This window comes from Photorhabdus sp. HUG-39 (assembly GCF_963878365.1).
In the GTDB taxonomy this organism is placed as follows: Bacteria; Pseudomonadota; Gammaproteobacteria; order Enterobacterales; family Enterobacteriaceae; genus Photorhabdus; species Photorhabdus kayaii.
Genome location: NZ_CAWNWY010000019.1, coordinates 1 through 13013, shown reverse-complemented (window position 1 = coordinate 13013; position 13013 = coordinate 1). Strand labels below are relative to the sequence as shown.

Below are 13013 nucleotides of genomic sequence, written 5' to 3'. Positions count from 1 at the left end.
AGGGATCCCCACAAATCGGTGCTAATAAACCAGCACCATATTTCGGTAGATTCTTGTTAAGTGGTTAAGAGCATCATTCAGTGATATTTGCTTTAAAATCAGTGGGGAGTGTCGTAAGACGTTCTCCGCTAACGTCAGATATGAGATGACCCGCCGTGATTTGATACTGTTGGCCTGATATCTCAGATGTAATCCCTTATTCTCCACGTGATAACCAATCAGCCACAGGACGATTGTGCTCAGGGTTGCCAGTAAGCTCAGTACCCGCATTCTACCCGCAGAGCGACTGTGGCTGGCACGAAGACCAAATCCGAAACGCTCACTTTTTTCATCGCGGAAGTTTTGCTCTATCTGCATGCGACGACTGTCTAACTTGATGATCTCCCGTGGCTTTAAATCATCTATACTACTGAAAATAAGCCAGGCTTCTTTTGCTGACTGCCGATACTCGTTGTCTGTTTTAGTATACATTGGCCTGCCTTTTGAACGTTTACTTTTCCGCCCTTTAGGTAATTTCTTGTATGTATAAAAATGACCATTAATACGGTTTTTCTTTTCTTTGACCAGCGTTCCCGCCCCCATGTATTTCGGCGTTATTGTTCCGGGACAGTCAGAGAGTTTCAGCCATATTTCAGGACTATCTGCCAGGTGAAATTGAACGTTATTCCTGATCCGCCCAATAAAATCCCAGCCTAATGAGGCAATATGTCGAAACCATGGACTCTTAAATCCTGCGTCTGTGACGATGATGACTCTGGCATCGGAAGAGACGGCTTTAGCGAGGGAATCAAGAAACTGATTTTGTATTAAGGTGTTATTTTGTTTTTCCGAGGATACAACCCAACTCAATAACGGCATTGCCCGACCGTCGCAAAGAAGGCTGGCACGAAGCACATGATACTCCTGCGATGGATAACCGCTCCAGTCCACAGCAATAACACAAAGAGGCAACTGACGAGTTATCATGGCAGTAATATTATTAAAAATCGCAGGAATATCGTTGTGAAGAGCGGTGTTTCCTAACAGGCGATCAACCCTTTTTATCTTGTTTTTGACCTGAGCCTGTCCGGGCAAAAAACGTCCAATACTGGTTAGCGTAAGAGAAGCGCCATTAATCAAAGCCATAGTGGCATCGATTAATGCATTCTGGCGATATTTATGAAACGGTGCTAAGGCATCTTTGAAGAAGTTGTGACATACTTTACGTGCAGGCATAGCAGTGACCTTATTGACTTGGTGGAACAATCAGTAGATCACACAACGCTATGCCTGTCTATTTTCTGGGGATTCCTCAGCCCCCTTGCTGCAACATGCCATTCGTTTAAGGTAGGTAAACGATAGCCATTAGCCTTTGTATTTATAAAAACCTCTAAGCTTTTGTCTTTTTTTCTAATAATTTTATTTCCTTTTTGAAAATATACTGGAGTGAGTTTTAATTTCTCACTTAATGCATTTGAAAAAAGAACGGTATCTAGCCATTTAATATTCGTCACAGGGTGCCTGCCTTCATCCTGTTCAGGGGAAAGACAATCTTCATAATATGCCCCATTACATCCATCATCAAAATCATAACCATTTAAATAAGATTCTAAAATAGCACTACATCTTATACCACTCATAATTCCATATATAACAATGGGTTGAAGAAGGCCATGTGTAGCAGAATTATGAAACGCTATTTAATATAGCCCATTCATATACCTCTTTATATTCTGAATAAGTAACTTCATTCTTCATGATATAAAAAGAATTTAATTTAACATTAGAATGAGATTCATAATTTTGAGTACCAAATACACTACCAACGTAAAAATCACCACCTTCAACAAAGCTAAGTTAAAGGTGTCTGAAACCACTGCCGTAAAATCCCTTGTTGAGTTCTACTAAGCTAATATAACCCAAATTCTGTTTAAGCCGTCATTGAAAAATCTTCTTCTGAGTAGAAAACTTTCAGTGACGGCTTCTTCCATTTAAGACAGTAAGCAATCAGTCCACCTTAAACGATCTCGCTGACCGTCGTTCGGTAGGGAAAAATTCGGCTAGCGAGAGGGTTACCAGCCTATCCTGTCGACACAGCCCTGACATACGGCTGTGGATGTGAGCATTCCATCACTTTTCTTGTACAGACCAATATCTGATTCACAAAAATAAGTCATTAAAAATCAGTTAACTATAAAAAAATCATTTTTTTCTCATATTCACTGTAAGAAATTGATGTGCGGTGCGACTAATCGAGTGAAGCAAATGCTCGTTTCAGCGAAGCAGTAATTCACCTTCTACACCAATATAAAAGGAACGTTCTATGACTAAACAAACGACAAAAGCATTACTGGCCTTGGCTTTAGGCAGCGCACTGATTACGGTAGGCACTTCAGCAATGGCGGATTCCGGCAGCAAAATGGAGAAATGCTATGGCGTTTCTCTGAAAGGGAAAAACGACTGTAAAGCAGGTGCAGGCACCACCTGTGCTGGTACCTCAAAAAAGGATTATCAGGGTAATGCCTGGAAAATGGTACCGGCGGGTTCCTGCGTAAAAATGAAGTCTCCGACCTCCCCAACTGGTTTTGGTCAACTGGACGCATTTAAAGAAGCGTAATTCTGGCATCAGGCAGGAGCTCATACGATGACAATTTCTTTACCCTCACATAGCGTCTCTCGTGATGCTCCTGACTGTCTCATGCTAAATAGGCTTCCGACCAGAGCAGGGATCGGGTTAAAGCCGGAGCATTTTCGCGCTATCCTGCGCGATAAACCCGACATTGGTTTTTTTGAAATTCACGCGGAAAATTATTTGGTTGTGGGAGGTCCGTTTCATCAAGCACTAACCGCCATTCGCCAAGATTATCCGCTCTCTATTCATGGTGTGGGCATGTCCATCGGAGGAGAAAGTCCTCTGAATCAGACTTATTTACAACGTGTTGCTGCGCTGGTTGAACGCTACCAGCCAGCCGTTTTTTCTGAACACCTTGCCTGGTCGACGCACAACGATCTATTTCTCAATGATCTGCTACCGCTGCCTTATACCGACGTCACGCTGACGCGGGTCTGCGAACACATCGATCAGGTACAAAATGCGCTGCGTCGCCCCATTCTGCTGGAAAACCCATCTACTTACATCGAGTTCAGTGCCTCAACCATGAGCGAGACTGACTTTATCTCCGAGGTGATACGCCGCACCGGATGCGGACTACTGCTGGATGTGAACAATCTCTATATTAGTGGCGTCAACCATAATCGCTGTCCACAGCAGATGCTATTCGAACTGCCACTTCACCGTGTCGGTGAAATTCATCTGGCAGGCTATACGGAAAGCCGCGATGGGGCAAACGACCTGCTGTTGATTGATTCACACGACAGTCATGTGACCGAGCCTGTCTGGGATCTTTATAACGAGACCCTGAGTGAAACAGGGCCGATCGCCACCCTGATCGAATGGGACAGCAATATCCCACCATTAGACGTGTTACTAAACGAAGCCGGCCATGCCCAGCGTTACATTACGGAGAGCACGAAAAATGCAACAACAACTGTATCAAGCACTTCTTGACCCCGACCTCACAGTACCAGAGGGACTGACAGTCTGGAACGATAGCGATCCAGCGGTACGTTTTGCGGTTTATCGTAATAATGTCATGGCGTCTCTGATCGACGCACTGGCCGAAAACTGCCCTGTCCTTCTCGCCCAGCTCGGAGAGTGCTTTTTTCGTGCGATGGCGGCGGAGTTTATACGTCAACAACCGCCACCCTCTCCTGTTTTGGCAAACTATGGCGCACAATTGCCGGACTGGATTGCGACATTTCAGCCGTTGGCAGACTGGCCTTGGCTGAGCGATCTCACCCGGCTGGAAATGTTGTTTATCGAATCACTGCATGCAGCAGACCCTGCCGAACAGACGGCAGAAGCGGCCCCCGTTGACGATCCCGCACAGTTGCTGATGGTGCTCCATCCTTCGGTACGGCTCTTCAGTTCGGATTATGCCGTCTTCAGCCTATGGGCCTCACACCAACAAAGTGAAAACGAGATGCTGCTGAACCCATTCCAGCCGGAACATATGCTACTGTGCCGCGTTGACGACGACGTACGAATAATGTTGCTCAGCCGTGCGGAAATGCAGTTTATTACCATGCTCCAGTCCGGTCGATGTCTTACCGAAGCCTTAGAGATCGCCGCCGGAGAGGATGCAACTTTTGAACCTCAGTCGGTTTTACAACGCATGCAGCACTATGGACTGATCCTTTCTCTATACAGCAACACGGAGCGCTAAAATGGCATTACTCAAAATGTTAGCGTTAAAAGGACAACACATTGCGCAGGAAAGTGTTATTCCCCTTCTGGCGCGCATTAGCCTTGCCGCAACATTCTGGCTGTCAGGTCAAAGCAAAGTGGTGGGATTAAACATAGATATTCTGGAGACACGCACACCCTGGCAATTAGGGATTCCGCGCGTTACCGATAGCTCCGTGTCACTCTTTACCAGCGAGTACAAACTTCCTCTGCTGCCACCCGATGTTGCTGCCGTCATGGCCGCGACCGCAGAACACTTGTTTCCGCTGCTGCTGATTGTCGGATTAGCGACACGTTTCTCCGCGCTAGCATTAATGGTGATGACGCTGGTGATTCAGATATTTGTTTATCCGGATGCCTGGCCTGTTCACGCTACCTGGCTGACGGCTCAGTTGTATCTGGTGACTTATGGCGGTGGGAGGTTTTCGCTTGATCGCCTGATTTACCGCCATCGTACCTGATCCTCCCTACGTTACTTTATTTTGATTCTCATTTTCGCCACGAGCGAATGCGGAAGTGATAGTGCGCAGGTCGGCAAGCTGTTGTCTGAAGTTTCGGCACCCGTCGCATATTTTCAAATGCAGCATTAGCTGAACATGTTGAGAAAGCACGATTTTTTCATCTAGCGCCTGAGACATCAGGCGTGTAGCTTGGTAACAACTAAGCATATTAATCCTCCTGGGAAAACCAGCGTTGTGACAAACATTCTCGTAAACGCATACGCGCACGCCAGAGCATCACATTCAGGTTGCTGACAGAGAGCGCCATCTCCTGACAGATCTCCTGAGTCTCAAGACCAATAAATTCGCGCATCATAAACGCCCGTGCGTTTTGCGTTGGCAACTGTGTCAGACAAAGCTCGAAAACCGTCCAAAATTGCTCCTGCTCGGCTGCCTCATCCGGTAAATGCCAGCGCTGAGGATGCTCGTTTCGTGGCCAGTGACCAGACTCATCAAACAGCGCTTCGAAATTTTGCTCATCAACATCATCAGTCAGTTGCACGCTGCTGTGCCGATAACGCATACGCAAGGCGTCCGAGATTTTGTTGCGCAGGATCGTAAACACCCAGCTCTTCCAGGCAGCTCGTCCGGCAAAAGAAGCGGCATTCTTCATCGCCCCTTCCAGAGCCTCTTGGACAACATCTTCCGCCTGATGAAAATCATTCAACTGCAAGCTGGCAAACTGCAACATCTGTTTATGCAGCATGGAAAAAAACTGCGGATCCCGCAGCAGATTATTGATATCGGACATCTTAGTTTCTATCTCAACAGGATTATTCGGGATAACCGGGTATTACTGGCGGAATCGTTTAAATTCACTCACATGACTTAGGGACCGTTTGGGGAACGGGGACAATTCTAAATTAAATCTGTTTTTTGTACAGCAGGGGACGTGTCTTTTCCCCAGCGCCACCTATTTTTCGTTCAACTTCATAGCGTCATGGAGAAGTAAATCTGACCAGTTCTGCCGAGAGAGTGACCATGCAGATAATAGCTGCAATGGCAGAGTTTAAACAAGACTTACTAATAGAGCGCACTCATTCTGGTATTGCACGAGCTAAAGCAGTAGGAAAACACATGGGACGCCGTTCGGTACTTAATGAGGAACAACAACGAGTGGTGATTGAACATCTGAAAGTAGGAAGTAGGAAGTAGGAAGTAATGTCAATGCTAATGTGCACGTTCACCACGTGCACATTTTATTATTTCCCGAACAACCTACGGTTAAAATCCTCAATCTTTCCAAACATCACCCGCTTTTGCATAGTCAGGCTCCAACTGGCAGATAACCCAGCGGCACTCATCAACCGACGATATTGCTCTTCATCAAATGGCATATTAAAAGCAATCGCTACCGCTTCTTTAACCAAAACATCACTATTACGGGAAACAAGAACAAAAGGCTCATCCGGGCTAACATTTCCCGCTGCAATAATTCGGTAAAGCCAACCACAGCGGCCACTCCCCTGCATAATGGCAGAAAAATTACTAATACCGGAATGAGAATTGAGTTTGTAACAAGGCGAACGAGGCTGAGTTACCTGAAGCATGGCCTCTCCCCAACTGAAAATATCACCGATACAAACATTTTCTTCAGTCAACCCCGTTGTGGAAATATTTTCGCCAAACGCGGGAGCAATAAAGAAATCTTCCTGATCAGGAAATTGATGTTTCCAGAAATCGTAGTGTTCACGGGGATAATGGCAAAGCGCACGATCAGGGCCACCATGGAAACGGGTTTCGGCCTGTTCATCACCTTCTAATCCTAGAGAAGTCAGACGCAGGCTACCATCAACCATCCGTTTGTTAATTGCGCTGGCAGAAAGTTTTCCTGATATTTCAATTTTACCCGTATATACCTGCGGACAATACATAATTCACTTTCCTTATTGAAATCAGTCTGACATCACCATCATAAACCAACATTCAACCAATAAAAATGCCGGCAGTCATATCAGCCGGCATAGCAGAAAAGACAAATTATTCAGAAAGTTATTTCACTTTTTCCTGATAACGTATCGCTGCTTCATCCCAGTTAACAACGCTCCAGAATGCTTTAATATAGTCAGGACGACGGTTTTGGTACTGTAAGTAATAAGCATGTTCCCAAACATCCAGACCAATAATCGGATAACCAGATGCACCAGAAATCGCTTCACCCATTAATGGGCTATCTTGGTTAGCAGTCGATACAACCGCCAGTTTGCCATCATCTTTCAGTACTAGCCACGCCCAACCAGAACCAAAGCGGGTAGCCGCTGCCTGCTCAAATTTCTCTTTAAAAGAATCTATACTACCGAAATCGCGTTCAATAGCTTCTTTTAATGGACCTTGCAGAGTTGTGCCTAATTTCAGACCTTTCCAAAACAAGCTATGGTTAGCGTGCCCACCAGCATTATTACGAACAAAAGTACGTTTATCAGCAGGTATCTTATCTAATTGCTGAATCAGATCATCAATATCCAGTCCTGCCAGCTCAGGGAAGGCTTCCAGGGCGCTATTGGTATTATTAACGTAAGTCTGATGATGCTTGGTATGGTGGATTTCCATCGTCTGCTTATCAAAATGAGGTTCCAGAGCTTCATAAGAATAAGGAAGAGAAGGTAATGAATAGCTCATATCATGTACTCCAGTCATATAAGAATGGTTCAAAGTCCACACCTTGTGAACAACGTGATCATTATAGTTAATTAAATATTATTGGAAATGCTTATCAACACCATATTCTCATTATGGTTTTATCATACAACTGTGTTTCAGTGACTTATCAGTCAATTTGTCTATATTAAACATTATTATTGGATTAGGATTTTGAATTACTATTTTTGATTAGCAATTAAACCTAAATAAACCCGCCACACTAAATGACAATCACGTGAAAAATATTCTTTTTATTGCGTGATCTTCCGCGCAAAAAAAAAACAAAAATTCTCTTTACACTTTAGTTAACTTTGATTTGACATAATATTAACATTCGTAAGGAGAATATTATATGACCAAAATAATGAAGCACCCTATTCCTATCGCCATTGCAGAACATGCCCTGATGAATGAGCAACAATATCAACAAGACTACCAATTATCGTTGCAAGATCCCGACAGGTTCTGGGGTGAAAAAGGAAAAATTGTTGACTGGATTAAGCCTTACACCAAGGTAAAGAATACCTCTTTTGATCCTGGACATATCAATATCCGCTGGTTTGAAGATGGAACACTAAACTTAAGCGCAAATTGTCTCGATCGTCATCTAAAAGAACGTGGTGAGCAAACCGCTATTATCTGGGAAGGTGATGATCCAACAGAATCCAAAGCAATAACCTATCGTGAACTACACCATGATGTATGTCAGTTTTCCAATGTATTGAAAAATATGGGTATTAAAAAAGGCGATGTTGTTGCTATTTACATGCCGATGGTGCCAGAAGCAGCGGTTGCCATGTTAGCATGTGCCCGCATTGGTGCTATTCACTCTGTTATTTTCGCAGGTTTTTCTCCTGATGCTGTATCCGGGCGTATCATCGATTCAAACACCAAATTGGTCATTACCGCCGATGAAGGATTGAGAGCAGGACGTACAATCCCCCTGAAAAAGAATGTTGATGACGCATTAAATAATGCAGCCGTTGTCAATGTATCCAATGTGATCGTTTTTAAACGTACTGGAAATATTGGTCACTGGCAATCTGGCCGCGACCTTTGGTGGCATGAATTGGTAGCAGACGCGAGTGCTGACTGTCCAGTTGAAGAGATAAATGCAGAAGACCCACTGTTTATTCTCTATACCTCAGGCTCTACCGGTAAACCCAAAGGGGTACTGCACACCACTGGAGGTTACCTTGTATATGCATCTCTAACATTTAAATATGTATTCGATTATCAGCCGGGGGAAGTTTATTGGTGCACAGCCGATGTGGGATGGGTTACCGGACATAGCTACCTGCTCTACGGCCCCCTTTCCTGTGGCGCTATTACCCTAATGTTTGAAGGTGTACCAAACTATCCTGCGGTTAACCGTCTAAGTCAGGTTATTGATAAACATCAGGTAAATATCCTGTATACAGCACCCACAGCGATTCGTGCCCTGATGGCAGAAGGTGACAAAGCTATTGAAGGAACGAAACGTACTTCTCTGCGTATTATGGGATCAGTTGGCGAACCGATTAACCCGGAAGCTTGGGAATGGTATTACCAGAAAATTGGTAACAGCAAATGCCCGATTGTTGATACTTGGTGGCAAACAGAAACTGGTGGCTTCATGATCACACCACTGCCAGGCGCAACCGAACTAAAAGCAGGTTCCGCAACGCTACCTTTCTTCGGTGTTCAGCCCGCATTGGTTGATAATCTTGGTGAACTACTAGAAGGTGTTTGTGAAGGAAACCTGGTTATTACCGATTCCTGGCCAGGACAAGCACGCTCACTATTTGGCGATCATGACCGTTTCGAACAAACCTATTTCTCTATCTTTAAGGGAATGTATTTTAGTGGTGATGGCGCACGCCGTGATGAAGATGGCTACTATTGGATAACTGGCCGTGTTGATGATGTGCTGAATATTTCCGGCCACCGTCTAGGTACTGCTGAAATTGAATCTGCTTTGGTCTCTCATCCTAAAATTGCAGAAGCTGCTGTCGTAGGTACCCCACATAATATTAAAGGGCAGGCAATTTATGCCTATGTCACCTTAAATCACGGTGAAGAACCCTCTCCAGAACTCTATACAGAAGTCCGTAATTGGGTACGTAAAGAAATCGGTCCGATTGCTACACCAGATATCCTACACTGGACAGACTCCTTACCAAAAACCCGTTCAGGAAAAATTATGCGTCGTATCCTGCGCAAAATAGCCTCCGGCGATACCAACAATCTAGGAGACATTTCAACACTAGCAGATCCAGGAGTAGTAGAAAAATTGTTAGAAGAAAAACAAACAATGAGTATTTCGTGACAGATCATGCCGCCTTATGGCGGCTGTAATCAAAATATAATAAATATAAGAGGATATACTCCGATGAATGACGACATTTACCAAGGGATCGAGAATAACCCGCGTTTCAAAGAATTGGTTGAAAAGCGGGGACGTTTTGCATGGTTGCTATCAATAATCACATTAATTCTGTATGTCGGTTTTATTTTTCTCATTGCATTTGCCCCAGAATGGTTAGGTACTCCCCTTTATAATGATTCCAGTATTACCCGTGGAATACCGGTTGGTATTGGTTTAATTGTTATTTCATTCATCTTAACCGGCTTATATGTAATCAGAGCCAATAGCGAGTTTGATCACCTTACCTCACAAATTCTCTGTGAGGTAAAGAAATGAAAAAGTTCCTGTTATTAGCAATAGTGCTATTTCCTCATCTCACCTGGGCTAACGCAATCTCTGAAACTGGAGAAAGGCAACCTATCAACATTCAGGCCATTATCATGTTTGTCCTGTTTGTTGGTTTTACACTCTATATCACTTACTGGGCCTCAAAAAAAACACGCTCCCGTACTGATTACTACACGGCGGGGGGACGTATTACTGGTTTCCAAAATGGAATGGCAATTGCGGGAGATTTTATGTCCGCAGCATCATTCCTCGGCATTTCCGCTTTAGTCTATACGTCTGGTTATGATGGACTAATTTATTCTATCGGCTTCTTGATTGGCTGGCCTATTATCCTATTTCTGATTGCCGAAAGATTAAGAAACCTTGGACGCTATACTTTTGCCGATGTCGCTTCTTACCGGTTACAGCAACGCCCAATCCGTACGTTATCTGCAATTGGCTCGCTGTTTGTTGTCGCCCTTTATCTTATTGCTCAGATGGTTGGCGCAGGCAAACTTATCGAATTGCTTTTTGGGCTCAATTACCATGTAGCGGTCGTATTGGTTGGTATCCTGATGGTACTTTATGTTTTGTTTGGCGGTATGCTAGCAACGACCTGGGTACAAATTATCAAAGCTATCCTATTACTAGCTGGTGCCACCTTTATGGCCCTTATGGTCATGAAAATAGTAAACTTCAATTTCAATACGTTGTTCAAAGAAGCCATTGCTGTCCACTCAAGAGGTGAAGCCATCATGAGTCCAGGAGGGTTGGTATCTGACCCAATATCCGCACTTTCTCTTGGTTTGGCATTGATGTTTGGTACCGCTGGTTTACCTCATATTATCATGCGTTTCTTTACTGTAAGTGATGCAAAAGAGGCCCGAAAGAGCGTTTTCTACGCTACTGGCTTTATTGGTTATTTTTACATTCTGACTTTTATCATCGGCTTCGGTGCTATTTTACTGGTTAGTCCAAACCCTTCCTTTAAAGATGCTACCGGCACACTCATCGGTGGTACTAACATGGCAGCCGTTCACCTCGCTAGTGCAGTTGGAGGCAACTTGTTTCTGGGTTTTATCTCTGCTGTCGCCTTTGCCACAATTCTAGCCGTTGTTGCGGGGCTAACGCTGGCTGGTGCATCAGCAGTATCACATGACCTATATGCAAACGCCATTAAACGCGGTAAAGCCAATGAACGAGATGAACTGAGAGTATCAAAAATAACAGTTGTGATACTTGGGTTTATCACAATCGGATTAGGTATTCTATTTGAGAACCAGAACATAGCTTTCATGGTTGGATTAGCATTTTCTATTGCTGCAAGCTGTAACTTCCCAACCATTCTTTTGTCTATGTACTGGCGTAAACTCACTACCCGTGGTGCGTTAACCGGAGGTTGGCTAGGATTAATTACAGCAGTAGTTTTAATGATTCTCGGTCCAACAATTTGGGTCAGCATTCTCGGTCATGAGAAACCAATCTATCCTTATGAATATCCCGCATTATTCTCAATGATTATCGCTTTTATTGGTTCATGGCTATTTTCTATCACCGATAATTCACAACAAGGTATGCAGGAAAGAGAACAATTTAGAATCCAGTTTATTCGATCACAAACAGGACTTGATATCGCACAAGGAAAAACACACTAATTACGTTTTTATGTCCAGCCTCTCCTTCGGGAGAGGTATTTTCATTAGAAGCCGCCTGAATTCAGAGCTATTTCACAAGTTAACCTCTTATTTTAATCCTAGGTTAATGATTAACTCTTTCATTTCAATTTATTAATTAAATTATTAATCTGTATGAGAAATAAATGGCCGATTACTCAAATAGAAAGGTAAGAAATTTATTATTATGCATATCTATGGCAATCATGAGCCATCCTGTAACCAATTTCCCGAAAATAAACTGATGTCTTTCTCATCGAACGAAGATGATAATTGCTATGACAGCTCAATAGTTTATACAGATCAGCTAATAGAGAAAATTATTAATAAAATCAAAGATTATAAAGCATTTATTCTCTATTTTTCAGATCATGGATTACAACGTTTAGATAAAAACAGTGACATCCGTTATAACCACGGAGTTAGTCATCCTCGAAAAAAGGCTTATAATATCCCCTTATTTATCTGGTATAATAAACACCCCTTTCTCAACTTCAGATAATTATTACCTTATCAGTGATTGGCTAGGTATTTATCATAAATCTCCAGAAAACTGCCGTTCACCATTAAGCAATTGTTTCAAATCACAGAAAGAGCTAACGGTGATCGATGATAATAAAAACTTAATATACCCGTTATCTTTCAAGTTGCCTCTTTGTTGGCGGCACGCACTCATCCCGGTCACATCGTTCGCTATGCCCCCGCGGATTCGCTCCCTTACCGTCGCGATGCATCTTGAAATCCATAGGATATCCCTTAAAAACGCAAAAACCCCCAGCGCTCGCTGGGGGTTTCTACGGTATTTAAAGCCTGGCAGTTCCCTACTCTCACATGGGGAGACCCCACACTACCATCGGCGCTACGGCGTTTCACTGCTGAGTTCGGCATGGGGTCAGGTGGGACCGCCGCGCTATCGCCGCCAGGCATATTCGGTTTATTCCAGGCGGCGCGTCTCTTCTTCCGCAACCACCCGAATCAATCTGTTCAACAAGCTGAAAATCGTCTCTCTACTCTCTTCTGACACCCGGCTTCTGCCCGCTGTCTTCTGAGCGCCAAAACACCTTCGGCGTTGTAAGGTTAAGCCTCTCGGTTCATTAGTACTGGTCAGCTCAACGCATCGCTGCGCTTACACACCCAGCCTATCCACGTCTTCGTCTTAAACGTTCCTTCCGTGACCTCAAGTCAAGGGAAGACTCATCTCAAGGCAAGTTTCCCGCTTAGATGCTTTCAGCGGTTATCTC

The 13013-nt window shown here is 43.9% G+C and carries 15 protein-coding genes, 2 rRNA genes and 2 pseudogenes; 9 read left to right on the top strand and 10 right to left on the bottom strand.

Annotation, left to right across the window (positions count from 1 at the left end; translation table 11 throughout):
- Positions 1-21: 21 nt before the first annotated feature.
- From AAC155_RS13440 to AAC155_RS24510, 3 genes and pseudogenes are all read right to left on the bottom strand, one after another.
- Complete coding sequence (locus AAC155_RS13440; RefSeq protein WP_113042736.1) at positions 22-1215, bottom strand: IS4 family transposase; 1194 nt, start codon at positions 1213-1215, stop codon at positions 22-24.
- Positions 1216-1253: 38 nt separating this feature from the next.
- The gene (locus AAC155_RS13435; protein WP_262405152.1) at positions 1254-1619 is read right to left on the bottom strand and encodes a formylglycine-generating enzyme family protein; all 366 of its coding nucleotides are present in this window, start codon (positions 1617-1619) and stop codon (positions 1254-1256) included.
- 61 nt (positions 1620-1680) lie between these two features.
- Positions 1681-1836 (bottom strand): annotated as a pseudogene (locus tag AAC155_RS24510) (SUMF1/EgtB/PvdO family nonheme iron enzyme); the annotation flags it as partial.
- A 466-nt stretch (positions 1837-2302) separates the two neighbouring features.
- On the opposite strand from AAC155_RS24510, the gene AAC155_RS13430 reads away from it, so the two are divergent.
- From AAC155_RS13430 to AAC155_RS13415, 4 genes are read left to right on the top strand one after another with little or no spacing between them, the layout of a single operon-like run.
- Entirely contained in the window at positions 2303-2596 is a 294-nt protein-coding gene (locus AAC155_RS13430; RefSeq protein ID WP_113042734.1) for a BufA1 family periplasmic bufferin-type metallophore, read from the top strand.
- Positions 2597-2623: 27 nt separating this feature from the next.
- Positions 2624-3547, top strand: a complete 924-nt coding sequence (bufB, locus tag AAC155_RS13425) for an MNIO family bufferin maturase (protein ID WP_113042733.1) — start codon at positions 2624-2626, stop codon at positions 3545-3547.
- A complete protein-coding gene (locus AAC155_RS13420; protein ID WP_113042731.1) occupies positions 3516-4265 on the top strand; it encodes an HvfC/BufC N-terminal domain-containing protein in 750 nt (249 codons plus the stop codon). Before bufB ends, AAC155_RS13420 begins: the two co-directional genes overlap by 32 nt.
- 1 nt (position 4266) lies before the next feature.
- Positions 4267-4746: a DoxX family protein gene (locus AAC155_RS13415; RefSeq protein WP_112878431.1), complete on the top strand. Its 480-nt coding sequence runs from the start codon at positions 4267-4269 to the stop codon at positions 4744-4746.
- A gap of 6 nt (positions 4747-4752) precedes the next feature.
- Here AAC155_RS13415 and AAC155_RS13410 read toward each other — a convergent pair whose 3' ends face one another.
- Positions 4753-4953 (bottom strand): hypothetical protein, encoded by a 201-nt coding sequence (locus tag AAC155_RS13410; protein WP_112878422.1) that lies wholly within the window; start codon positions 4951-4953, stop codon positions 4753-4755.
- Between the two features lies 1 nt (position 4954).
- Complete coding sequence (locus tag AAC155_RS13405; RefSeq protein WP_113042729.1) at positions 4955-5536, bottom strand: RNA polymerase factor sigma-70; 582 nt, start codon at positions 5534-5536, stop codon at positions 4955-4957.
- Between the two features lie 191 nt (positions 5537-5727).
- On the opposite strand from AAC155_RS13405, the pseudogene AAC155_RS13400 reads away from it, so the two are divergent.
- A pseudogene (locus AAC155_RS13400) lies at positions 5728-5928 on the top strand (recombinase family protein); the annotation flags it as partial.
- Between the two features lie 59 nt (positions 5929-5987).
- On the opposite strand, the gene yiiM reads toward AAC155_RS13400, so the two are convergent.
- The gene (yiiM, locus tag AAC155_RS13395; RefSeq protein WP_112878425.1) at positions 5988-6659 is read right to left on the bottom strand and encodes a 6-hydroxyaminopurine reductase; all 672 of its coding nucleotides are present in this window, start codon (positions 6657-6659) and stop codon (positions 5988-5990) included.
- Between the two features lie 118 nt (positions 6660-6777).
- On the bottom strand, positions 6778-7404 hold the full coding sequence (gene sodA / locus AAC155_RS13390) for a superoxide dismutase [Mn] (protein WP_112878426.1): 627 nt from the start codon (positions 7402-7404) through the stop codon (positions 6778-6780).
- Between the two features lie 373 nt (positions 7405-7777).
- Between sodA and acs the strand changes: the two genes are divergently transcribed.
- The 4 genes from acs (at position 7778) to AAC155_RS13370 (ending at position 12274) form a co-directional block, all read left to right on the top strand.
- On the top strand, positions 7778-9733 hold the full coding sequence (gene acs / locus AAC155_RS13385; RefSeq protein ID WP_113042726.1) for an acetate--CoA ligase: 1956 nt from the start codon (positions 7778-7780) through the stop codon (positions 9731-9733).
- 63 nt (positions 9734-9796) lie between these two features.
- Positions 9797-10108, top strand: a complete 312-nt coding sequence (locus AAC155_RS13380; protein WP_112878428.1) for a DUF485 domain-containing protein — start codon at positions 9797-9799, stop codon at positions 10106-10108.
- On the top strand, positions 10105-11754 hold the full coding sequence (gene actP / locus AAC155_RS13375) for a cation/acetate symporter ActP (RefSeq protein ID WP_113042724.1): 1650 nt from the start codon (positions 10105-10107) through the stop codon (positions 11752-11754). The genes AAC155_RS13380 and actP overlap by 4 nt, the downstream gene beginning before the upstream one ends.
- A 205-nt stretch (positions 11755-11959) precedes the next feature.
- Positions 11960-12274 (top strand): sulfatase-like hydrolase/transferase, encoded by a 315-nt coding sequence (locus AAC155_RS13370; protein ID WP_229015626.1) that lies wholly within the window; start codon positions 11960-11962, stop codon positions 12272-12274.
- A gap of 33 nt (positions 12275-12307) precedes the next feature.
- Here AAC155_RS13370 and AAC155_RS13365 read toward each other — a convergent pair whose 3' ends face one another.
- From AAC155_RS13365 to AAC155_RS13355, 3 genes are all read right to left on the bottom strand, one after another.
- Positions 12308-12457, bottom strand: coding sequence for a hypothetical protein (locus tag AAC155_RS13365; RefSeq protein WP_229015627.1), 150 nt, complete (start codon positions 12455-12457; stop codon positions 12308-12310).
- A gap of 123 nt (positions 12458-12580) precedes the next feature.
- Positions 12581-12696: ribosomal RNA gene (gene rrf / locus AAC155_RS13360) — 5S ribosomal RNA — on the bottom strand.
- Between the two features lie 149 nt (positions 12697-12845).
- A 23S ribosomal RNA gene (locus AAC155_RS13355) occupies positions 12846-13013 on the bottom strand; the annotation flags it as partial.

Coding starts and splice junctions, on each gene's coding strand:
- yiiM (WP_112878425.1), bottom strand. CDS start 6,659: ATGTATTGTCCGCAGGTATATACGGGTAAAATTGAAATATCAGGAAAA.
- AAC155_RS13415 (WP_112878431.1), top strand. CDS start 4,267: ATGGCATTACTCAAAATGTTAGCGTTAAAAGGACAACACATTGCGCAG.
- bufB (WP_113042733.1), top strand. CDS start 2,624: ATGACAATTTCTTTACCCTCACATAGCGTCTCTCGTGATGCTCCTGAC.
- sodA (WP_112878426.1), bottom strand. CDS start 7,404: ATGAGCTATTCATTACCTTCTCTTCCTTATTCTTATGAAGCTCTGGAA.
- actP (WP_113042724.1), top strand. CDS start 10,105: ATGAAAAAGTTCCTGTTATTAGCAATAGTGCTATTTCCTCATCTCACC.
- AAC155_RS13410 (WP_112878422.1), bottom strand. CDS start 4,953: ATGCTTAGTTGTTACCAAGCTACACGCCTGATGTCTCAGGCGCTAGAT.
- AAC155_RS13380 (WP_112878428.1), top strand. CDS start 9,797: ATGAATGACGACATTTACCAAGGGATCGAGAATAACCCGCGTTTCAAA.
- AAC155_RS13430 (WP_113042734.1), top strand. CDS start 2,303: ATGACTAAACAAACGACAAAAGCATTACTGGCCTTGGCTTTAGGCAGC.
- AAC155_RS13370 (WP_229015626.1), top strand. CDS start 11,960: ATGCATATCTATGGCAATCATGAGCCATCCTGTAACCAATTTCCCGAA.
- AAC155_RS13405 (WP_113042729.1), bottom strand. CDS start 5,536: ATGTCCGATATCAATAATCTGCTGCGGGATCCGCAGTTTTTTTCCATG.
- acs (WP_113042726.1), top strand. CDS start 7,778: ATGACCAAAATAATGAAGCACCCTATTCCTATCGCCATTGCAGAACAT.
- AAC155_RS13435 (WP_262405152.1), bottom strand. CDS start 1,619: ATGAGTGGTATAAGATGTAGTGCTATTTTAGAATCTTATTTAAATGGT.
- AAC155_RS13420 (WP_113042731.1), top strand. CDS start 3,516: ATGCAACAACAACTGTATCAAGCACTTCTTGACCCCGACCTCACAGTA.
- AAC155_RS13440 (WP_113042736.1), bottom strand. CDS start 1,215: ATGCCTGCACGTAAAGTATGTCACAACTTCTTCAAAGATGCCTTAGCA.